Here is a 21301-nt window from a genome sequence, read left to right on the forward strand (position 1 = left end):
CGCGAGGAGCGCGGAGGGACCCGGCCCTCGGAGCCCGCGTCAGCGGTTCTCGTGCGGAACGTTCATGGTCGTGCACACCACACGCCACACGTCCTTGGCCTCCCAGCCCGCGTCCAGCGCCTGCTGCACCGTGCGCCCGCCGAGCTCCGTCATCACATGATCGCGCGCGAAGGTGTCGGCGTACCCCGCTCCGAAGTGATCCGCCATTCGCTGCCAGAAGACCGTCAACCGCATGACCCCAGTATCCCGCCCTGGGGGTGGGCCCCGGCCGGTACCCCGTGTCGGAAACGCTTTCCGCCCTACGGTCTGACCCATGGCCGAAACAGGAGCATCCCCACTCCCCCCGACGCCCCCGGCGCAGACCCCGCTCTCACGCGCCGAGCACTTCGTCTGGCTCACCGCGCGCGTGCTGGAACAGCGCCGGTTCGCCTACCACTTCCTCGACGACGGCGACGGGAGCGCCGACGCGGTCGAGACCGCACTAGCCGCCTACCGCAACGAGGACGGGGGGTACGGTCACGCCCTCGAACCGGATCTGCGCGGCCCCGTGAGCCAGCCCTTGCACACCGCTCACGCGCTGCGCGTCCTGGACTCGATCGGACGGTGCGGCGGGCAGCGGGTGGAGCGCGTGTGCCGCTATCTGACGTCCGTGTCGACCTCGGACGGTGCCCTGCCCGCGATCCATCCCAGCCAGCGCGGCTATCCGGCGGCGCCGTTCGTGCCGATCGTCGACGACCCGCCGAGCGACCTTCTCGCCACCGGCCCCGTGGTGGGGCTGCTGCACCGCAACGAGGTGTGGCACGCCTGGCTGTTCCGGGCCACCGACTTCTGCTGGCAGGCGGTGGAGTCCCTGGAGAAGTCCCATCCCTACGAGATCGAGGCCGCGGTGGCCTTCCTGGACTCGGCCCCCGACCGTTCCCGGGCGGAGGCCGCCGCGGACCGGCTGGGCCGTCTGGTGCGCGAGCACCGACTCGCGGCTCTGGACCCGGCCCGCCCGGACGAGTACCCGGTGCCGCCCGGCTACGCGCCGGGCGAGCACCACTTCCCGTACGACTACGCCAGGACGCCGGACTCCCTCGCGCGCGCGTGGTTCACGGACGACGAGATGGCGCGCTCGCTGGACCATCTGACGGACGAGCAGCAGGAGGACGGCGGCTGGCCGGTCCGCTGGCGCCAGTGGGCCCCGGGTGCGGCGCTGGAGTGCCGCCCCATGGTGACCATCGAGGCGCTGCGCACCCTTCGCGCGTTCGGGCGGTCCGTCGGTTGACGGTCGGGGGCTACGGGTTACGGGCGAGGTCGGCGACTCGTGCCCGCCCAGCCGTCGGCTCACCGCACCCGGTTTCAGATGCCGCCGGCCGAAAGCGCCCACCCAGGGCGCCTGCCCAAGGGGAGCCCGGCCCGACGGGAGCGACCGGCCGACCCGGTGCGCCGCGGGTCCGGCGCGCCGCCCCGGCGTCAGCCCGTCATCGCCCGCACCCCCGCCGTCACCACGACGGCCGCGAGGACGACGAGGAGGAAGGGCGCGCGCAGGACGAGGGCCACCGCGGCCGCGGCGAGCCCGGCGGCCTTGGCGTCCAGCACCAGGACGCGCCCGTCGGCGAAGGTCTGCTGGGCGGTGAGGGCGGCGAGCAGGGCCACCGGCAGGAGCGCCGCGAGGCGCTGCACGAGGGGCCGTTCCAGGACACCCGCGGGGACGAGCAGCCCGGCGAGTTTGACGAGGTAGCAACCGACGGCGGTCGCACCGATCGCGATCCAGATGCTCAACGTTCCTCCTCGGGTGCTTCGTCTTCGGTGGCCGTACGGCGACGCCCGGTCGCCCAGAGGACTGCGGGTGCGGCCAGCGCGGCCACCAGGACGGGCACGCCGGCGGGCAGGACCGGCAGGAGGCCGAGCCCCAGGACGACGGCCACGCCCGCCACGGTGCGCTCGGTCCCGGTCTTCAGCATCGGCGCGAGGAGCGCCAGGAACACGGCGGGCCCGGCCGCGTCCAGCCCCCACGCGTCGGTGTCGCCGATGGCCTCGGCCCCGATCGCGCCGAGCAGCGTGGTGAGGTTCCACAGGATGTAGAGGCTGAGTCCGGTGACGGTGAAGCCGATGCGGACGCTGCGCCGGGTCGGCTGGGCGAGGGCCACGGCCGTGGTCTCGTCGATCACCCACTGCGCGGCGAACGGCCGCACCGCGCGCGGGAGTGCCAGCAGCTGCGACAGGCGCAGTCCGTAGAAGGCGTTCCGCACGCCCAGGAAGAACGCTCCGGCCGCCGCCGTCAGCGGGTTGCCGCCGGCGGCGAGCGCGCCCACGAGCGCGAACTGGGAGGCACCGGTGAACACCAGGAGGCTGAGCGCGCAGGTCTGCAGCAGGGTCAGACCGCTGCCTGCCGAGGTCACCCCGAAGGCGAAACCGGACAGTCCGACGGCGACCCCGACTCCGAGTGCGTCCCGTACGACGGCGGAGTCGGGCTTCCCGGCCCGTCCGCCGTCCTGTCCGCCCTGACTCCCGTGCACTGCTTCTCCATCGGCTCCGGTCCCTCTCGTGTGGCCGGTGTCTTCGTGGTGTCGGGCGTTTTTGTCGCGGCCGTCCCGGCTGCGTATGTCTGCGGTTGCTGCTGGCTGTTCTCCCACGCCCCCGACGGTAGGAGAAGGCCGCCCCCTGGGTCTTGTACGTTCTTGCGCCGTCCGTCGTCCCGGCGCTCCGGCCCGCCGTCCTCCGAGCCTCGGCGCTCCCGCTGGTAGGCGCCAGGAGGCACGCCCACGATGCGGGTGAAGTGACGGTTCAGATGCGGCTGATCGGTGAAGCCGACGGCGACGGCGGCCTCCACGGGGGCGGTGCCGGCATCCAGGAGGTGCCGTACCCGGCGTACGCGGGCGTCGGTGAGCCAGGTGTGGGGCGGCATGCCGTAGGTGTCCCGGAAGGCGCGCAGCAGCGCGAAGGGGCTCACGCCGAGGCCGTCGGCGAGCCGCTCCAGAGACGGCGGGTCCGCCATCCGTTCCTGGAGGACGGCACGCGCGCGTGCCGCGATGCGGGCGCCCGCGGTGCGAACGGCCCTGCGGGGCATCGGCCCGCCGTTCAGCCGCAGGAGCCGGGTGACGGCCACCCGCAGCAGGGTGTCCGCGGCGAGGGCGTTGCCCTCGTCGGCCGCACGGAGCACCTGGTGGACCAGTCCGGCCGCGTACGGGTCCTCCAGTACCGGGCTGGTGAAGCCGGGCGTTCCGCGGATCGCCGTGGTCTCGGCGGCGATCTCCGCCACCAGCTCGGGCGAGGGGTACACGGCCCCGTAGCGCCAGCCCTCGGGAACGCCGGCGCGGCCCGTGTGGGGAGTGTCCGGGTTGACCAGCGCCAGGGAGCCGGGGCCCGCGTACCGGTCGGCGCCGCCGTGGTGGAAGACCTCGACACCGTCGGCGATGGCGGCGATCACGAAGTTCTCGTGGGTGTGCCGCACGAAGATCTTCTCGACGTAACTGGCCCGCAGCAGGTCGACGCCGGGCAGCTCCGCGTACTGCCAGTGCCGTGCCCGCTCCCCGGAACCTGCCATGTCCCCCATTCTGCGCCAGGCGCCGGGACAGCTCCGTGCCGACCGCCGGTGGCGGTGACGGGCGGGGTGCCTGACAAGGGCCCGCTCCCTGGCACGGGCCGGCTCCCCGACACGGGCCCGCTCCCTGAGACGCGGCGGTGCCGTCCACCAGCCGCTGCCCGCCTCGGCCCCCACCGTCCATCACCTGCGGTCCGCGCCGACCGCCCGCCTCGCGATCCCCGTCTCCCCGCGCCACGCCGCACGGTCCAGCGTTTCCGCAGGTCAAGCGCAATGTCAGTGGTCGGGTGCAGGATGGACGCATGGCGAGCTCTGCGCACCGAGCCCTCGAGGGCTTCTCCCCCGCGACCCGCGGCTGGTTCACGGGGGCCTTCTCCGCGCCCACCGCGGCCCAGGCCGGGGCGTGGCAGGCGACCCGCGAGGGCTCGGACGTGCTGGTGGTCGCCCCGACCGGATCCGGCAAGACCCTGGCCGCCTTCCTCGCCGCGCTCGACCAGCTGGCCTCGACCCCGCCGCCGGCCGACCCCAAGAAGCGCTGCCGGGTGCTGTACGTGTCACCCCTCAAGGCCCTCGCGGTCGACGTGGAGCGCAATCTGCGCAGCCCGCTGACCGGCATCCGGCAGGAGGCGGTCCGGCTCGGCCTCCCCGAGCCGGAGGTCAAGGTGGGCATCCGCTCCGGGGACACCCCGCCCGCAGAGCGCCGCGCCCTGGCCACGCGCCCTCCGGACATCCTGATCACGACCCCGGAGTCCCTCTTCCTCATGCTGACGTCGGCCACGCGCGACGCGCTGACCGGCATCGAGACCGTGATCCTGGACGAGGTGCACGCCGTCGCGGGCACCAAGCGCGGCGCGCATCTGGCGCTCTCCCTGGAGCGCCTCGACGAGCTGCTGCCCAAGCCCGCCCGGCGGATCGGCCTGTCGGCGACGGTGCGCCCGGTCGACGAGGTCGCGCGCTATCTGTCACCGCGCCGCAAGGTGGAGATCGTCCAGCCTCCGTCCGGCAAGGAGTTCGACCTCTCCGTGGTGGTCCCCGTGGAGGACCTCGGCGAGCTGGGCGGCTCCCCGGTCGCCGACGGCAAGGAAGGCGCCGAGAAGCCCTCCATCTGGCCGCATGTCGAGGAGCGGATCACCGACCTCGTCCTGTCCCACCGCTCGACGATCGTGTTCGCCAACTCCCGCCGCCTCGCGGAGCGGCTGTGCAACCGGCTCAACGAGATCGCGTACGAGCGGGCGACCGGCGAGCCCCTGGACGAGCACCACTCCCCGGCGGAGCTGATGGGCGGCTCGGGCGCCGCCCAGGGCGCCCCCTCGGTCATCGCCCGCGCCCACCACGGGTCGGTCTCCAAGGAGCAGCGCGCCCTCGTCGAGGAGGACCTGAAGGCGGGCCGCCTGCCCGCGGTGGTCGCCACGTCCAGTCTCGAGCTGGGCATCGACATGGGTGCGGTGGACCTGGTCATCCAGGTGGAGTCGCCCCCGTCCGTGGCCTCCGGCCTCCAGCGCGTGGGCCGGGCCGGCCACCAGGTGGGCGCGGTCTCGACGGGCGTCGTCTTCCCGAAGTACCGGGGCGACCTCGTCCAGGCGGCCGTGGTCACCGAGCGGATGCGCACCGGCTCGATCGAGTCCCTCCGGGTCCCCACCAACCCCCTGGACGTGCTGGCCCAGCAGATCGTCGCCATGACCGCCCTCGACAGCTGGCAGTTCGACGACCTCCTGGCCACGGTCCGCCGCGCCGCCCCCTTCGCCGCCCTCCCGGAGTCGGCGTTCACGGCCGTGCTGGACATGCTCGCCGGCCGCTATCCGTCGGACGCCTTCGCCGAGCTGCGCCCGCGCGTGGTGTGGGACCGGGTGGCAGGCACGATCACCGGACGTCCCGGTGCCCAGCGCCTCGCCGTCACCTCCGGGGGCACGATTCCCGACCGGGGCCTCTTCGGTGTCTTCCTCGCGGGCTCCGACCCCAAGAAGGGCGGCGGCCGGGTCGGTGAGCTCGACGAGGAGATGGTCTACGAGTCCCGCGTCGGTGACGTCTTCACCCTCGGCACCAGCTCCTGGCGCATCGAGGACATCACGCGCGACCGCGTCCTGGTCTCGCCCGCGCCCGGAGTCCCCGGCCGGCTGCCGTTCTGGAAGGGCGACCAGCTGGGCCGCCCCCTCGAACTGGGCCGCGCACTCGGCGCGTTCCTGCGCGAGGTCGGCTCGCTGTCCAAGGACGACGCGCGCGTCCGGCTCCTCGCCGCCGGACTCGACGACTGGGCCGCGGACAACGTCCTGTCGTATCTGGCCGAGCAGCGGGAGGCCTGCGGACACATCCCGGACGACCGCACCATCGTCGTGGAGCGCTTCCGTGACGAGCTGGGCGACTGGCGGGTCGTCGTGCACTCCCCCTTCGGAGCGCAGGTGCACGCGCCCTGGGCGCTCGCGCTCGGCGCCAAGCTCTCCGAGCGGTACGGCATGGACGCCCAGGTCATGCACGCCGACGACGGCATCGTGCTGCGGCTGCCCGACGCCGACCTGATGGGCCTGGACCTCCTCGACCAGGAGCCGGTCAAGCTGGGCCGGGAGTACGACGCCGAGCAGGCACCCGTAGGCGCCGCGGACGTCGTCTTCGACAAGGGCGAGGTCGACCAGGTCGTCACCGACCAGGTCGGCGGCTCGGCGCTGTTCGCGTCCCGCTTCCGCGAGTGCGCCGCCCGCGCGCTGCTGCTGCCGCGGCGCAACCCGGGCCGCCGCACCCCGCTCTGGCAGCAGCGTCAGCGTGCGGCGCAACTGCTGCAGGTGGCGAGCGAGTTCGGCTCGTTCCCCATCGTCCTGGAAGCGGTCCGCGAATGCCTCCAGGACGTCTTCGACGTGCCGGGCCTGACGGAGCTGATGGGCGACATCGAGTCCCGCAAGGTCCGTCTGGTCGAGGTCACCACGCCGGAGCCGTCGCCGTTCGCCCGCTCCCTGCTCTTCGGCTACGTCGCACAGTTCCTGTACGAGGGCGACTCGCCGCTGGCCGAGCGGCGCGCCGCCGCCCTGTCCCTGGACTCACGGCTGCTGGCCGAGCTGCTCGGCCAGGCCGAGCTGCGCGAGCTGCTCGACGCCGACGTGCTGACGGAACTGGAGCGAGAGCTCCAGTGGCTCACCGACGACCGCCGTATCAAGGACGCCGAGGGCGTCGCCGACCTGCTGCGCGTACTGGGTCCGCTCACGGACGCCGAGTTGGCCGAGCGCGGCGCCGAACCGCAGTGGGCCCGGGAACTGGCCTCGTCCCGCCGCGCCATCAGGGTGCGGGTCGCCGGGACCGACCACTGGGCGGCGATCGAGGACGCCGGCCGTCTGCGCGACGCGTTGGGCACGGCGCTCCCCGTCGGTGTCCCGGAGGCCTTCACCGAACCGGTGAAGGACCCGCTGGGTGACCTTCTCGCCCGGTTCGCGCGGACCCACGGCCCGTTCACGTCGGCAGCCGCGGCGGCCCGCTTCGGGCTCGGTACGGCCGTCACGGAGGGGGCGCTGCAGCGGCTCGCGGCCAACGGGCGCGTCGTACAGGGCGAGTTCCATCCGGCGGGCATCGGCCAGGAGTGGTGCGACGCGACCGTCCTGCGCCGGTTGCGCCGCCGGTCCCTGGCCGCTCTGCGCCACGAGCTGGAGCCGGTTCCTCCCGCCGCGCTCGCCCAGTTCCTGCCCCAGTGGCAGCACGTGGACAGCGGGCACGGCCTGCGCGGTGTGGACGGACTGGTCCGCGCCGTGGAGCAGTTGCAGGGAGCGTCGGTTCCGGCGTCCGCGCTGGAGAAGCTCGTTCTGCCGTCCCGCGTCGCCAACTACACCCCGGCGATGCTCGACGAACTGACCGTGGCCGGAGAGGTGGTCTGGGCCGGTGCCGGCGCCCTGCCCGGCAAGGACGGCTGGGTCTCCCTCTATCTGGCGGACGCGGCTCCGCTCCTCCTGCCGGCGCCGCACCCGCTGGAGTTGACCGCGCTCCACCAGTCCGTCCTGGACGCCCTGTCCGGGGGCTACGGCCTGTTCTTCCGCCAGATCGCCGACCAGGTCCGGGCCACCACGCATCCCGAGGCCTCGGACCCCCAACTGGCCGACGCCGTCTGGGACCTGGCGTGGTCCGGCCGCCTGACGAACGACACACTCGCCCCGATGCGCTCGCTGCTGGGCTCGGGACGCACCGCCGGCTCCACCGCCCACCGCGCGAAGCGCTCGATGCCGCGCGGCAGGTACGGCTCCTTGACAGCCGCGGCACGTTCTCAGTCCCGTACCGGCCCCCCGACCGTCGCCGGGCGCTGGTCGCTGCTCCCCGACCGCGAGGCCGACCCCACCGTGCGCGCCCACGCCCTGGCCCGCACGCTGCTCGACCGCCACGGAGTGGTGACCCGGGGAGCCGTCGCGGCGGAGGGGGTGGAGGGCGGTTTCTCGGCGGTCTACCGCATCCTGTCCGCCTTCGAGGAAACGGGCCAGGCCCGCCGCGGGTACGTGGTGGAGGGCCTCGGCGCCGCCCAGTTCGCGATGGACGGTGCCGTGGACCGCCTCCGTGCGGCAGCCAACGCGCGGGACCGCGGCGACGCGATGCCCGCTCAGGGGTTCTCGTCGGGCTTCCCTGCCGCGGACCCCGGGTTCCAACCCGAGATCGCCGGGGCGGCACGAGGGGGCGCGGACGTCCGGTCCGTTGCCGCCGGGGACTCCGAGGGCACCCCCGGCTTCCCCGCGACGAGCGACGGCGGCTACGGCCCCGACTTCGGCCGCAGCTCCTCGGGCGCCGCGAGCGACTTCGGTGCAGACTTCCCCCACGCTCCGGCGGACTCCGGCAGGCCGGCGGACTCGTACTTCCCCGAGGGCCCGGCGGGCCCCGGTTCCTCCGACGGCTTCGACCCGTCGGGAGACTTCACGTTCCCCGGCGATCTCGTGTCCCCGGACGGTGCCGACCCGTTCGCGACCGGCACCCGCACGGGCCGACCCGGCTTCCCCGGCCGTCCCACAGGAAACCGTGGCTATGCGAACGGGCTGTACCCGAACGGCGGGGGCCAGGGCGGCCGTGCCGGATCGAACCGGACCTCACGTGCCGTCGTCCTCGCCGCCGCCGACCCCGCGAACGCCTACGGCGCGGCCCTCTCCTGGCCCGAGCCCCCGACCGGCGCCGGGCACAAGCCGGGCCGCAAGGCCGGCTCGCTGGTCGTCCTGGTCGACGGCGAGCTGACCCTCTACATGGAGCGCGGCGGCAAGACCCTGCTGGCCTGGCCCTCCGCCCCCGAGACCGACATCGCGGACGATCCCCGTCTCCGCGAAGCCGCGGATGCCCTCTCCACGGCGGCCCGCGCGGGTTCCCTCGGCACGGTCACCGTCGAGCGGGTCAACGGCGCCTCGGCTCTCACCTCCCCCTTCGGCGCCGTGCTGGAAGCCGCGGGATTCATCGCGACCCCACGCGGCCTGCGCATCCGGGCATGAGCCGACCGAGGAGGCCGGGGCCACCCACTGGCCCCGTCACCGCCGCCACCGACCACCCGCGCCACGCCCGGCCCGAGCCACCACCGCCACCCATCGCGGCACCCCGGCCGGTCCGGGCAGCGGGTGCAGGTGCGCGCCGGCCCCTTCGCGCGCGTACCCGGGGCTGTCTCCCGGTCCCCCGAGCCACTGCCGTAATACTCCACCCTCCCGCCCCACAGCCGTCTCCTGCCAACCCCAGCCGCTGACAGACACGGCCCACCCCACGCCCCAAGCGCCACCGACCGACCCCGGCCCCGCCACCCCCGGCCCGAACCACAACCGCCACCCGCCGACCACCCGCACCACCCCCGGCCCGAGCCACCACCCCGAGACCCGTGCCACCCTTGAAGTCATGCCCGAAGGAGACACCGTCTGGCAGGCCGCGAAGCGACTGCACACCGCCCTCGCGGGCAAGGTGCTGATCCGCTCCGACCTGCGCGTGCCCAGGTTCGCCACAGCCGACCTCACCGGCCGCACCGTGCTGGACGTCACCCCGCGCGGAAAGCACCTCCTCACCCGTATCGAGGGCGGCCTGACACTCCACTCCCACCTGCGCATGGACGGCTCCTGGAGAGTCTTCGAGAACGGCAGCCGCTGGACCGGCGGCGCCGCCCATCAGATCCGCGCCATCCTCGGCAACGCCGAGCACACGGCCGTCGGTTACCGCCTCCCCGTACTGGAACTGCTGCGCACCACCGACGAGGAGCGCGCGGTCGGCCATCTCGGCCCCGACCTCCTGGGCCCCGACTGGGACCCCGAGAAGGCACTGGCCAACCTGCTCGCGGCCCCCGAGCGGGAGCTCGGCGAGGCTCTGCTGGACCAGCGGAATCTCGCCGGGATCGGCAACGTCTTCAAATGCGAGCTGTGCTTCCTCCTCGGAGTCACACCCTGGCTGACGGTCGGCGCGTTGCCGGCGGACCGCACCGCGCAGCTGCCCGCGCTCGCCCAGAAGCTCCTCGAGATCAACCGGGAGCGCCCGAACCGCGTGACGACCGGCCTCCGAGAGCAGAGGTTCTTCGTCTACGGCCGGGCACCCCGCCCCTGTCTGCGCTGTGGGACGCCCATCCGTCTCGCCGACCAGGGCGACGGCTCACGCGAGCGGCCCACGTACTGGTGCCCGGTCTGCCAGGTGGGCCCCGCACCGCAGCGCACGGCCCACTGGGCCAAGGGCCCGTCGACCCGTACCGCACCCCCGGGAGCCGCCGGGCCCGGGCCGGCCGCCGGTCGCCGTACCGGGGGGCCCGGCCCGCGCTGAGCCTGCCGCACGATTTCACCCCGCACAGGTAATTGACGCCCCGTCAGAAAAGCTCGTACCGTCCCCTCATGCCCATCCAGGCGTACGACCTCACCGGACGCGTCGCGTTCGTCACGGGCGCCGCGAGCGGCATCGGCCGGGCCTGCGCCGTTCTGCTCGCCCAAGCCGGCGCCGAGGTGCACTGTGCGGACCGCGACGGGCAGGGCCTGCACGAGACGGCCACGCTGATCAAGGACGAGGGCGGTACCGCGCACACCCACCAGGTGGACGTGACCGACCGGCGCCAGGTGCAGCGGGCCGTGGAGTCCTGCGAGCGCCTCGACGTCATGGCGGCGGTCGCCGGGATCATGCACAGCAGTCCGGTCCTGGAGACCCGGGACGAGGACCTCGACCGGGTGCTGAACGTCAACTTCAAGGGCGTGCTGTACGCCTGCCAGGAGGCGGCCCGCCACATGATCGCGCGGCAGGTACGGGGCAGCATCGTCACGATGGCCTCCGGTGCTGTCGACACCGGAGGCCCCGGCCTGCTCTGCTACGGCGTCACGAAGGCGGCCGTCGTGCAGCTCACGAAGACACTGGCGACCGAGATCGGCATGCACGGGATCCGCGTGAACGCCGTGGCGCCCGGCTGGGTGCGCACGCCCATGACCGACCGCCACGGGGAGGCGCAGGCGCACACCGAGGCCTTCATGGCCCGGATGTCCCCGCTGGGCCGGGTCGGCGAACCCGAGGACGTCGCGCACGTCGTGCTCCATCTCGCCTGCGACGCGTCGTCCTTCACCACGGGCCAGATCCTCCGCCCGAACGGCGGCGTGGCCATGCCCTGGTGACAGCACCTTCCGCCCCTGCCTCCGACGCGGGCGCCGGGCCCCCACCACGCCCGCCGCAGCGCCGACGCGGCCCCGCCACACCTCTCACCACGGATGGCCACGCTCACCGAGGCCTCGCGCGGCGGCACATGCTGTCGCCACGGCAGACCCCCGGCCCCCGGAACCGGCAGCCCCCCGACCCGGAACCGGCCGGCCACCGGGTGACGCAGCGGCGGCGGGTGAGCGCGTACGCCCCCGTCGCGCACGGCCGCCGGCTCACCCCCGAGCCGCTCGTGCGACCGCACCCCTACTCCCCCGCTGCGCCACCCGCACGAGCGACGGCGGCCGACGCCCCCCGCGTCGCACCTCCGCGCCCGCCGGCCGGGGCCACACGCCCCGTCCCCCGGCGGAAGACGGAGCCCGCAGCCCAACGCCCCGTCCCACCGGGCACCCCCCGTGCCCCACACCCCCCAAGCCCCGTCCCACCGGGCACCCCCATGCCCTACACCCCCCGCTCCGGCCCCTCCCCGGACCCCCGTCGCTCCGTCCCCGCCACCCCGAGACTCCGTATCGCACGTTGATCCGCGATCACGGCCCGGGCAGCCTGCGCCTTCGGCACACAGTGCACGGGCAGCAGGCTCAGCCCCCACCCTCCGGCCGCGACGGCCCCTTCCCACACCCCTGCGTCAGGAGCCAGCGCGAGCCGGAGGACCCCCCACCACCACAGCGTCCCGAGCGCCAGCGTCGCCCCCCAGCGAGCTATCCGCCCTGCCATGGCTGCCACCTCCGGCCCGACGCTAGACCTCGGTTCCCCGCGACGGGGAGGGCGCACCACCGGCACAGAGGCGCACCGCACGCACACACGTGCCTCGCCCTGCCGGCCCACCGGCCCGGCACCGCGTCCGGTGCCCGGCGCACCGGACCGCGCGCCTGCCACGCGCCCCGCCCGACCGCGGGCGCCGGCGCGGGCGGCCGGGCCCAAGCCGGCAGGGAGTCCGGCGGTTCCCGGTGCCCGGCGATTCCCGGTGGCGCGGCCCGCCCGCCGTTCACTGCTCCGGCCTCAGCCGTTCTCCGCCTGGAACATCCAGTGGTGCTTCTCCAGATCCGCGGTGATGCCGATGAGGAGGTCCTGACTGACCGGATCCGGGCTCTCGGTCGCCTTCACCCGCTCCCGCATCCGCGTGATCACCGCGCCCAGCGCGTCCACGAGTGTCCCGACGGCGTCCGCGTCCTTGACCCAGCCGTTCGCGACGGTGCCGATCCCGCTGCCCGAGGCGACGGTCGCCGCGCGCCCGTCGGGTGAGACCCCCAGCGCCGAGGCACGCTCAGCCACCGTGTCGGAGTGCTGCCGCGCACTGGCCACCACGTCGTCGAGCTGGAGATGGACGGACCGGAAACGCGGACCGACGACGTTCCAGTGGACCTGCTTGGCCACCAGCGAGAGGTCCACCAGATCGACCAGCGCGCCCTGCAGCGCCTCGGACACGATCTTCAGGTCCTCGTCGGACAACGGGCTCTTCACGACGTACATCCGAATCCTCCGATTCAAGATCACTCGATACGGCCCCGAGCCACCGCATTCCCACCATGACCGCCCCGGGACACCCCGGCAAACGGGGTTCCGGCGCACGCTCGCACGGGAACGCGAGAGCCCCGGCCGGTCCCCCTCCGGGTTTCCCCGGAGAAGCCCCGGCCGGGGCTCTCGTGCACGTGGTTCAGTCCAGGACCGCGAGGTCGTGAACGCTAGGCCGCGACGACGTCGACCGCCTCGGCGGGTGCCTTGATCGTGACCCGTTCGGGTGGCACCCCGGTCACCGATACGGAATTGAGCATCGGGCGGCGCACCGGTGCGGGCACCGGTTCGGTGGCCGCAGCCGACTGTGCCAGCTCGGCGAGGGCGAGCTCGTCGCTCACTTCCCGCATGAGCTCGGACATCCGTACGTCAAGCGCGTCGCAGATCGCGGAGAGCAGCTCGGAGGATGCCTCCTTCTGCCCCCGCTCCACCTCGGAGAGATAGCCGAGTGAGACTCGGGCGGACGAGGAGACTTCGCGCAGAGTACGGCCCTGGCGCTGGCGCTGCCGACGCAGCACGTCACCCAGCAGGCGACGGAGCAGAATCATCGGTGGCTCCCTCCTCGGACCGCGTAGCCGCATCCTTCACGCCCCACCGTACCGCCTTGCGCCGCGGCCGTGCGGGGAGCGATGTCGTGTTCACTCAGGGCTGCAAACATCAAGTCCCCCCGTTCTGTTCCGTATCCTGTGCCCGCTCGTTTCCGGTCTGTTCGTCCGCGAGCTCCGCGAGAAGCAGCGCGAGTACGCTCCGTACACTCTCCATACGAATTTCCGCCCGGTCGCCGTTCAACCGCAGCGAGGCCACTTTCCCGCCATCATCGGCATCGAATGTGTCCACCGAGGGCCCGTCGACGGCTACGAAAACCGTACCCACCGGCTGTCCGTCCTGGGGATCGGGGCCCGCGACGCCGGTGGTCGCGATCCCCCAGTCCGCACCGAGCGCCTTGCGCACCCCGGCCGCCATCTGGGCCGCGACCTGCGGATCCACCGCGCCGTGCTCCGCCAGCAGAGTGGCGTCGACCCCGAGCAGCTCGTGCTTGAGCGGGGTGGCGTACGCGGTCACGGAGCCCCGGAAGGCCTTCGACGCCCCGGGCGTCCCTGTGATCTCCGCGGCCACCAGGCCACCAGTGAGCGATTCGGCGACGGCGAGCGTCTCGCCCCTCACCGTGAGTAGTCGCACCACTTCAGCGGCCTGCAAACTCACCGCTCCGCCTCCTCGGCCGTCGCCCGGCGCGCGGCGATTCCCTGTTGGCGCAGCACAATGGCCTGTCTTACGTAGTCGAGTCCCGTCACCACGGTCAGGGCGACCGCCACGGCCATCACCCAGAACCTCAGGGTCGCCAGCGGCCCCGTCAGTGCCAGAACGTACATCCCCACGGCGGTCCCCTGGGCCAGGGTCTTCATCTTGCCGCCGCGGCTGGCCGGAATGACCCCGTAACGGATCACCAGGAAACGCATCAGGGTGATCCCGAGCTCGCGCCCGAGGATCACCCCCGTCACCCACCACGGCAGATCGCCCAGCGAGGACAGACAGATCAGCGCCGCCCCCATGATCGCCTTGTCGGCGATGGGGTCGGCGATCTTCCCGAAGTCCGTGACCAGGTTGTACGTGCGGGCCAGGTGGCCGTCGAAGATGTCGGTGATCATGGCGACGGCGAAGGCGGCCCAGGCCCACGCACGCCATACGGGGTCGTAGCCGCCGTCGGCGAGCAGCAGCAGCACGAAGCCGGGCACGAGCACGAGCCTGAGCATCGTGAGGAGGTTCGCGACGTTCCAGAGGCTGGCCTGATCGACGGCCGCAGCGCCCAGCTTCCGCACCGGCTTCGTTCCTCCCGGGGTGCCGGACGTGCCGGCCGCGCCTTTCGCGCTGGGGGAACCACCCGCCGCGGATGCCGGGACTCCGGTCATCTGCCTGCCTCCTCAGTCCCCGCGAACGAGCCAGGGAGCGGCTCGGCCACCAGGTCGACACCTTCCGTGCCGACCACCTTTGCCTCGACCATACGACCGACGGTCAGACCCGCGCTGCTCGTGAACAGCACCTGTCCGTCCGTCTCGGGCGCCTGGTGGGCGGCACGGCCGACCGCGCCCTCCTCGTCGTCGATGGACTCGACCAGGACCTGCAGACTCTCGCCGACGCGCTCCTCGGCGCGCTGCGCGACCAGCTCCTCGGCGAGCCGCGACACGCGCGCGAGACGCTCGGCGACGACGTCCTCGTCGACCTTGTTCTCGTACGTCGCGGCTTCGGTGCCGTCCTCGTCGGAGTACCCGAACACGCCGATGGCGTCCAGGCGCGCGTGGGTGAGGAAGCGCTCCAGCTCGGCGAGGTCGGCCTCGGACTCGCCGGGGAAGCCCACGATGAAGTTCGACCGCACTCCGGCCTGCGGGGCCTTGGAGCGGATGGTGTCGAGCAGTTCGAGGAAGCGGTCGGTGTCGCCGAAGCGCCGCATCGAGCGCAGCACGTCGGGCGCCGAGTGCTGGAAGGACAGGTCGAAGTAGGGCGCGATGTTCGGCGTCGACGTCAGGACGTCGATCAGGCCGGGCCGCATCTCCGCGGGCTGCAGGTAGCTGACCCGCACGCGCTCGATCCCGTCGATCTCCGCGAGCTCGGGCAGCAGCGACTCCAGGAGGCGGATGTCGCCGAGGTCCTTGCCGTACGAGGTGTTGTTCTCGGAGACCAGCATGACCTCCTTGACGCCCTGCTCGGCGAGCCAGCGGGTCTCGTTCAGCACGTCGCTGGGCCGGCGCGAGATGAACGAACCGCGGAAGGACGGGATGGCGCAGAAGGAGCAGCGCCGGTCGCAGCCGGACGCGAGCTTCACCGAAGCGACCGGGGAACCGTCCAGCCGGCGGCGCAGGGGCGCGCGGGGGCCGGAGACCGGGGCCACGCCCTCCGGCAGGTCCGAGGGCGCGCCGTGGCCGGGGAGGGCCACCTCGTCGCCGGCGGTCTGCCGTTCGGCCGGGCTGATCGGCAGCAGCTTGCGCCGGTCGCGGGGGGTGTGCGAGGCGTGGATGCCGCCGTTCAGGATGGTCTGGAGGCGGTCGGAGATGTCGGCGTAGTCGTCGAAGCCGAGCACTCCGTCGGCCTCGGGCAGCGCCTCGGCGAGTTCCTTGCCGTACCGCTCGGCCATGCAGCCCACCGCCACGACGGCCTGGGTCCTGCCGTGCCCCTTGAGATCGTTGGCCTCCAGGAGGGCATCCACGGAGTCCTTCTTGGCGGCTTCGACGAACCCGCAGGTGTTGACGACGGCGACGTCCGCTTCCTCGGCGTCCTCCACGAGGTGCCAGCCGTCCGCCTCCAAGCGGCCTGCGAGCTCCTCCGAGTCCACCTCGTTACGGGCGCAGCCAAGAGTGACGAGTGCGACGGTACGGCGTTCAGGCATGGGCTCAAGACTACTTCGTCCCGCCGAGGCCCCACGTCGACGGGGTTGGCCGATCATGGCCAACCCCGTGCGCGCCTTGGCCTGCGGGCCCGTTATCCGACCTCGGGGTCGCCCTTGGTGTAGGTCAGACGCTCGACCTGACCGGGCTGGAAGTCGTCCTCGATCTTCTTGCCGTTGACGTGGAGCTGGATGGCGCCGGCGTCGCCCAGGATGAGGTTGATCTTCGTGTTGTCCTGGAAGGTCTTGGACTGGCCCTTCTTGAGCAGCCCGTCGAAGAGCATCCGGCCGTTGTGGTCCTTGGCGGAGATCCAGCTGCGGCCGTCGGTGGCGGTCACCTGGACGGTGACCTTGTCCTGGGGCGCGGCGGCGATGGCGCTGTCGGACGGTTCCGGCTTCGGGTCGGTGGGCTTGGTGGCGGTCGGCTTGGCCGCGGGCTTGCTGGCGGTGGGCGTGGAGCCCTCGGCGACCTGGGCCGTCGTGTCGTCCCCGTCGTCGCCCTTGACCATGGTGAAGCCGACGAAGCCGATCACCGCGACGATCGCGGCGACCATGGCGGCCGTCCAGTTCGGCCCGCGGCGCTCCGGACGGATCCGTTCCGCCTCGAAGAGGGGGGCCGCGGGGGTGGGCGCGGGGCGTCCGCCGTGTTCGGCGTCGTACTGCTTCAGGAGCGGAGCCGGATCGAGCTGGACGGCGCGTGCCAGCGTCCGGATGTGACCGCGTGCGTAGACGTCACCGCCACAGGGCGCGAAGTCGTCCTGTTCGATGGCGTGCACGATGGCGATGCGGACCCGGGTGGCGGTGCTGACGTCGTCGACGGTCAGCCCGGCCTCGATGCGCGCCTGCCGCAGGGCGTGACCGATCGAGGGGCGTTCCGCCTCGCGACCGTCTTCGAACGGACGCTCGTCTTCGGGGGAGTTGCCGTCAGGGGAGTTGCCGATGGACACGGGGGCGCCTTTCGAGCGTGTAGCCACCTGTGCTGGAGGTTCAGTCTAGGGGGGGTACGAAAGGGTGGGGCAACCGGGCGGTGGGACTTTGTACGCCATCAGAATGGCCGGTCATCCTGATGCTGGGACATGTACCTGTACCCTCGCTCAACTTGACGTACGGCGTAGGGAAACGGTTGCTCACAGATCCCTTACAGCTGAGTCACGTTCGAATACCCGCCCGCCGCGGAATCACTCCGCGGAGGTGCGCGCCCCCGCTTCCCTACCCTTCCGTCTCCCCCCGGATCACGGCGAGCACTCCATCCAGCTCGTCGGCCTTCACAAGAACGTCACGTGCCTTGGAGCCCTCGCTGGGGCCGACGATGTTCCGCGACTCCATGAGGTCCATCAGGCGGCCGGCCTTGGCGAAGCCGACACGCAGCTTGCGCTGGAGCATGGAGGTGGACCCGAACTGCGTGGAGACGACCAGTTCGGCCGCCTGGCACAGCAGGTCGAGGTCGTCGCCGATGTCCTCGTCGATCTCCTTCTTCTGCTTGGTGCCGACGGTGACGTCGTCCCGGAAGACCGGCGCCATCTGATCCTTGCAGTGCTGGACGACGGCCGCGACCTCGTCCTCGGTGACGAAGGCGCCCTGCATACGGGTCGGCTTGTTCGCCCCCATCGGCAGGAACAGACCGTCACCCTTGCCGATCAGCTTCTCGGCGCCCGGCTGGTCGAGGATGACCCGGCTGTCGGCGAGCGAGGAGGTGGCGAAGGCGAGCCGGGACGGCACGTTCGCCTTGATCAGGCCGGTGACGACGTCCACGGACGGCCGCTGCGTGGCGAGCACCAGGTGGATGCCGGCCGCGCGGGCGAGCTGCGTGATGCGCACGATCGCGTCCTCGACGTCACGCGGGGCGACCATCATCAGGTCAGCGAGCTCGTCGACGATGACCAGCAGGTACGGGTAGGGACTCAGCTCGCGTTCGCTGCCCTCCGGCAGCTTCACCTTGCCGTTCCTGATGGCCTCGTTGAAGTCGTCGATGTGCCGGTACCCGAACGCCGCGAGGTCGTCGTACCGCAGGTCCATCTCCCGTACGACCCACTGCAGCGCCTCGGCGGCGCGCTTGGGGTTGGTGATGATGGGCGTGATCAGGTGCGGGATGCCCTCGTACGCGGTCAGCTCGACGCGCTTGGGGTCGACGAGCACCATGCGCACGTCCTCCGGGGTCGCGCGCACCATCACCGAGGTGATCAGACAGTTGATGCAGGACGACTTGCCGGAGCCGGTCGCGCCGGCCACCAGGACGTGCGGCATCTTCGCCAGGTTGGCCATCACATAGCCGCCCTCGACGTCCTTGCCGAGCGCCACCAGCATCGGGTGGTCGTCCTCGGCCGCGTCGGCGAGGCGCAGCACGTCCCCGAGGTTGACCATCTCGCGGTCCGTGTTCGGGATCTCGATGCCGACCGCGGACTTGCCGGGGATCGGGCTGATGATCCGGACGTCCGGGCTGGCCACGGCGTACGCGATGTTCTTGGTGAGCGCGGTGATCCGCTCGACCTTCACGGCGGGGCCGAGCTCGACCTCGTAGCGGGTGACCGTCGGACCGCGGGTGAAGCCGGTGACGGCCGCGTCGACCTTGAACTCCATGAAGACGTTCGACAGCGAGGCCACCACGGCGTCGTTGGCGGCGCTGCGCGTCTTGCCCGGGCCGCCGCGCTCCAGCAGGTCGAGCGAGGGCAGCGCGTAGGTGATGTCCCCGGAGAGCTGGAGCTGCTCCGCGCGTGCGGGCAGGTCGCGGGGCGCGTCGGGTGCGGCCTTGGTCAGGTCGGGCACGACGGCGTCGGCCCTGAACGGGTCCTGCTTGGCCGGCTTGGCCTTGGCGGGCGGGGCGGCGGGGGCGGACTTGGCCCGCGCCGCCGGGACCGGCGTCGTCTCCTCGTAGCCGTCCCGCTCCACGCTGACGCCCTGCGTGAGGTCGGCGACCAGCGGCGAGGGCGGCATCCCGTGCATGACGGCACCGTCCAGCGCGGCGGCCGCGGCGGCCGCCACGTCGACCGCGTCCATCGGCCGCTCCATGTCGGGCTGCTGGACGGCGGCCCGCCGGGGGCGGCTCCGGCGCTTGGTGAGCGCCTCATGCTCGGCCCCGTCGGGGTCGTAGTCCTCGGGGGCGCGCGAGCGCCGGGAGCGCGCGGGCAGCGCCTCGCGCCACTGCTCGTCGTAGCGCTCGTCGTCCTCACCGAAGGCGTCGGCGTCCTCGGGCGAGGCGAGGATGCCGAGCTTCTCGCCGAGCAGGCGCAGACGCTGCGGGATCGCGTTGACCGGGGTGGCCGTGACGACGAGCAGCCCGAAGACCGTCAGGAGGACCAGCAGCGGCACGGCGAGGACGTCGCCCATCGTGAAGGTCAGCGGGGTCGCCGCGCCCCAGCCGATCAGCCCGCCGGAGTCCCTTATCGCCTGCATGCCGTCGCTGCGCGCGGGCGCCCCGCACGCGATGTGCACCTGGCCGAGCACGCCGATGACGAGCGCGGACAGGCCGATCACGATGCGGCCGTTGGCCTCGGGCTTCTCCGGATGCCGGATGAGCCGCGCGGCGACGATGCCGATCAGTATCGGGACGAGCAGGTCGAGGCGGCCGAAGGCGCCGGTCACCAGCATCTCGACGAGGTCACCGACCGGGCCCTGGAGGTTCGACCAGGTACCGGCCGCGGTGATCAGCATGAGGCCGAGCAGGAGCAGCGCGACGCCGTCCTTGCGGTGCGCCGGGTCGAGACCCTTCGCGCCCGCTCCTATGCCGCGGAACAGCGCTCCGACGGCGTGCGCGACTCCGAGCCAGACGGCGCGCACGAGCCGGTACACGCCCCCGGTCGGACTGGGCGCCGGTCGCGGAGGGGCCTTCTTGACCACGGCCCTCTTGGCGGGCGGCCGTTTCGCGGCGGCCTTTTTCGCTGGGGCCTTCTTCGCCGGAGCCTTCGTCGGAGCGACCGCCTTCTTCGCGGGCGGCTTCTTGGCTGCGGACTGACGTGAGGCCATGAGTGTGAGGTTACCGGTGGAGACGACAGCGGACACGTGTGCCTACTGCTTCACCCGTTCGTGTCGCCCTTGCCGAGGACCGGAACTGACGCCGGTTCACCGGATCCGGGTCCCGCGACGGTGCCCGTTCCACCGGCCCCGCGGGTCGACTGACGCCGTCTCACCGCTCGCCCACCCACCGCGCGCGAGGCGGCGACACCGCCTGCGCCCTCGGGAAGATCGCCCGCCCTCGGGAAGGTCGCGTTCCGGCCCGGCTTCCACGCCGGACCGGGGAACAGCCCCCGCTCCCCGGCGGGGAACCCCTCGGTGCGGCGCGTCAGTTCTGCGAGGGCAGCGACGGGGCCCCGCTGCCCGTGCCGGGCTCCAGGGCGTCCAGCGCCCTGCGCAGGCCCGTCAGTTTGCGTTCGAGATGGGCCGCGGTCGCCACGGCGGCGGCGTCGGCCGCGTCGTCGTCGAGCTGTTTGGACAGCGCCTCGGCCTGCTCCTCGACGGCCGCGAGCCGCGCGGACAGCTCGGCCAGCAGTCCGGCCGGCTCCTTGGTGTCGCCGATCGCCGCCTTGCCGCCGCCCTCCAGCTGGAGCCGCAGCAGCGCCGCCTGCTCCCGGAGTTGGCAGTTCTTCATGTAGAGCTCGACGAAGACGGAGACCTTCGCCCGCAGCACCCACGGGTCGAACGGCTTGGAGATGTAGTCCACCGCACCCGCCGCGTACCCGCGGAAGGTGTGATGCGGACCGTGATTGATCGCGGTGAGGAAGATGATCGGGATGTCCCGCGTCCGCTCTCGCCGCTTGATGTGGGCAGCGGTCTCGAAACCGTCCATGCCCGGCATCTGCACATCCAACAGGATGACCGCGAAATCGTCCGTCAGCAGCGCTTTGAGCGCTTCCTCCCCGGACGATGCCCGCACCAGTGTCTGATCGAGCGCAGAGAGGATGGCCTCCAGCGCCAGCAGATTCTCCGGCCGGTCATCGACCAGGAGGATCTTGGCCTTCTGCACCATGGCCCGCCCTCCTCGCCCCGGCAGTGCACCGGGCGCCGCCCCAGGGGACGACTCCCTTGCGCCGCCCGTCCTTGTGCCGGTCATGGTAGCCGCACCCCGCCTGTCGCCACACCCTGTCACCGCGATGTCACTGTGCACGTAGCAGAAACGTAGCGGGAGACCAGAAGGTTCCCCGAATCCCGGGTTTCTACACGGCTTCGACCACCCTGAGTCATGGCACGTCGGGCGCACCCCGCGGACGGCCGGGCGGCCGGAGCCGGCGGAACGGGCCGCCCGGCGGCGGGATCCGACCGCCCGCCCCGGCGACCCGGCCGCTGACACCGAGTAGCCGTCC

15 protein-coding genes and 1 pseudogene are annotated in these 21301 nt (G+C 72.6%); 4 read left to right on the forward strand and 12 right to left on the reverse strand.

Annotated elements, in window-relative coordinates; all coding sequences use genetic code 11:
- Positions 1–39: 39 nt before the first annotated feature.
- Complete coding sequence (locus ACZ4NT_RS21815; RefSeq protein WP_121406477.1) at positions 40–234, reverse strand: DUF3046 domain-containing protein; 195 nt, start codon at positions 232–234, stop codon at positions 40–42.
- 79 nt (positions 235–313) lie between these two features.
- Here ACZ4NT_RS21815 and ACZ4NT_RS21820 point away from each other — a divergent pair, with 79 nt between their 5' ends.
- Entirely contained in the window at positions 314–1267 is a 954-nt protein-coding gene (locus tag ACZ4NT_RS21820; protein WP_467727010.1) for a prenyltransferase/squalene oxidase repeat-containing protein, read from the forward strand.
- A 188-nt stretch (positions 1268–1455) separates the two neighbouring features.
- On the opposite strand, the gene ACZ4NT_RS21825 is transcribed toward ACZ4NT_RS21820, so the two are convergent.
- The 3 genes and pseudogenes from ACZ4NT_RS21825 to ACZ4NT_RS21835 form a co-directional block, all read right to left on the reverse strand.
- Complete coding sequence (locus tag ACZ4NT_RS21825) at positions 1456–1764, reverse strand: AzlD domain-containing protein (protein ID WP_121406475.1); 309 nt, start codon at positions 1762–1764, stop codon at positions 1456–1458.
- The gene (locus tag ACZ4NT_RS21830; RefSeq protein WP_121406474.1) at positions 1761–2501 is read right to left on the reverse strand and encodes an AzlC family ABC transporter permease; all 741 of its coding nucleotides are present in this window, start codon (positions 2499–2501) and stop codon (positions 1761–1763) included. Before ACZ4NT_RS21830 ends, ACZ4NT_RS21825 begins: the two co-directional genes overlap by 4 nt.
- A gap of 278 nt (positions 2502–2779) precedes the next feature.
- A pseudogene (locus tag ACZ4NT_RS21835) lies at positions 2780–3538 on the reverse strand (AraC family transcriptional regulator); the annotation flags it as partial.
- Between the two features lie 290 nt (positions 3539–3828).
- On the opposite strand from ACZ4NT_RS21835, the gene ACZ4NT_RS21840 reads away from it, so the two are divergent.
- The 3 genes from ACZ4NT_RS21840 (at position 3829) to ACZ4NT_RS21850 (ending at position 11079) form a co-directional block, all read left to right on the forward strand.
- Entirely contained in the window at positions 3829–8955 is a 5127-nt protein-coding gene (locus ACZ4NT_RS21840) for an ATP-dependent helicase (protein ID WP_467727012.1), read from the forward strand.
- Positions 8956–9346: 391 nt separating this feature from the next.
- Positions 9347–10249, forward strand: coding sequence for an Fpg/Nei family DNA glycosylase (locus tag ACZ4NT_RS21845; protein ID WP_467727014.1), 903 nt, complete (start codon positions 9347–9349; stop codon positions 10247–10249).
- A 68-nt stretch (positions 10250–10317) separates the two neighbouring features.
- Positions 10318–11079, forward strand: coding sequence for an SDR family NAD(P)-dependent oxidoreductase (locus ACZ4NT_RS21850; protein WP_467727016.1), 762 nt, complete (start codon positions 10318–10320; stop codon positions 11077–11079).
- 1039 nt (positions 11080–12118) lie between these two features.
- Here ACZ4NT_RS21850 and ACZ4NT_RS21855 read toward each other — a convergent pair.
- The 8 genes from ACZ4NT_RS21855 to ACZ4NT_RS21890 form a co-directional block, all read right to left on the reverse strand.
- A complete protein-coding gene (locus ACZ4NT_RS21855; protein ID WP_467727018.1) occupies positions 12119–12589 on the reverse strand; it encodes a Dps family protein in 471 nt (156 codons plus the stop codon).
- 212 nt (positions 12590–12801) lie between these two features.
- A complete protein-coding gene (locus ACZ4NT_RS21860) occupies positions 12802–13179 on the reverse strand; it encodes a helix-turn-helix domain-containing protein (RefSeq protein ID WP_037620346.1) in 378 nt (125 codons plus the stop codon).
- 109 nt (positions 13180–13288) lie between these two features.
- Positions 13289–13834 (reverse strand): CinA family protein, encoded by a 546-nt coding sequence (locus ACZ4NT_RS21865; RefSeq protein WP_467727020.1) that lies wholly within the window; start codon positions 13832–13834, stop codon positions 13289–13291.
- Positions 13831–14538, reverse strand: a complete 708-nt coding sequence (pgsA, locus tag ACZ4NT_RS21870; RefSeq protein ID WP_467727022.1) for a CDP-diacylglycerol--glycerol-3-phosphate 3-phosphatidyltransferase — start codon at positions 14536–14538, stop codon at positions 13831–13833. The genes ACZ4NT_RS21865 and pgsA overlap by 4 nt, the downstream gene beginning before the upstream one ends.
- Positions 14535–16010, reverse strand: coding sequence for a 30S ribosomal protein S12 methylthiotransferase RimO (rimO, locus tag ACZ4NT_RS21875; protein WP_121406465.1), 1476 nt, complete (start codon positions 16008–16010; stop codon positions 14535–14537). Before rimO ends, pgsA begins: the two co-directional genes overlap by 4 nt.
- 92 nt (positions 16011–16102) lie before the next feature.
- Positions 16103–16954 (reverse strand): helix-turn-helix domain-containing protein, encoded by an 852-nt coding sequence (locus tag ACZ4NT_RS21880; protein ID WP_467727024.1) that lies wholly within the window; start codon positions 16952–16954, stop codon positions 16103–16105.
- A gap of 262 nt (positions 16955–17216) precedes the next feature.
- Entirely contained in the window at positions 17217–19967 is a 2751-nt protein-coding gene (locus ACZ4NT_RS21885; protein WP_467727026.1) for a DNA translocase FtsK, read from the reverse strand.
- A gap of 316 nt (positions 19968–20283) precedes the next feature.
- Positions 20284–20967 (reverse strand): response regulator, encoded by a 684-nt coding sequence (locus ACZ4NT_RS21890; protein ID WP_121406462.1) that lies wholly within the window; start codon positions 20965–20967, stop codon positions 20284–20286.
- Positions 20968–21301 lie beyond the last annotated feature (334 nt).

It is taken from the genome of Streptomyces sp. NPDC026417 (genome assembly GCF_055567695.1).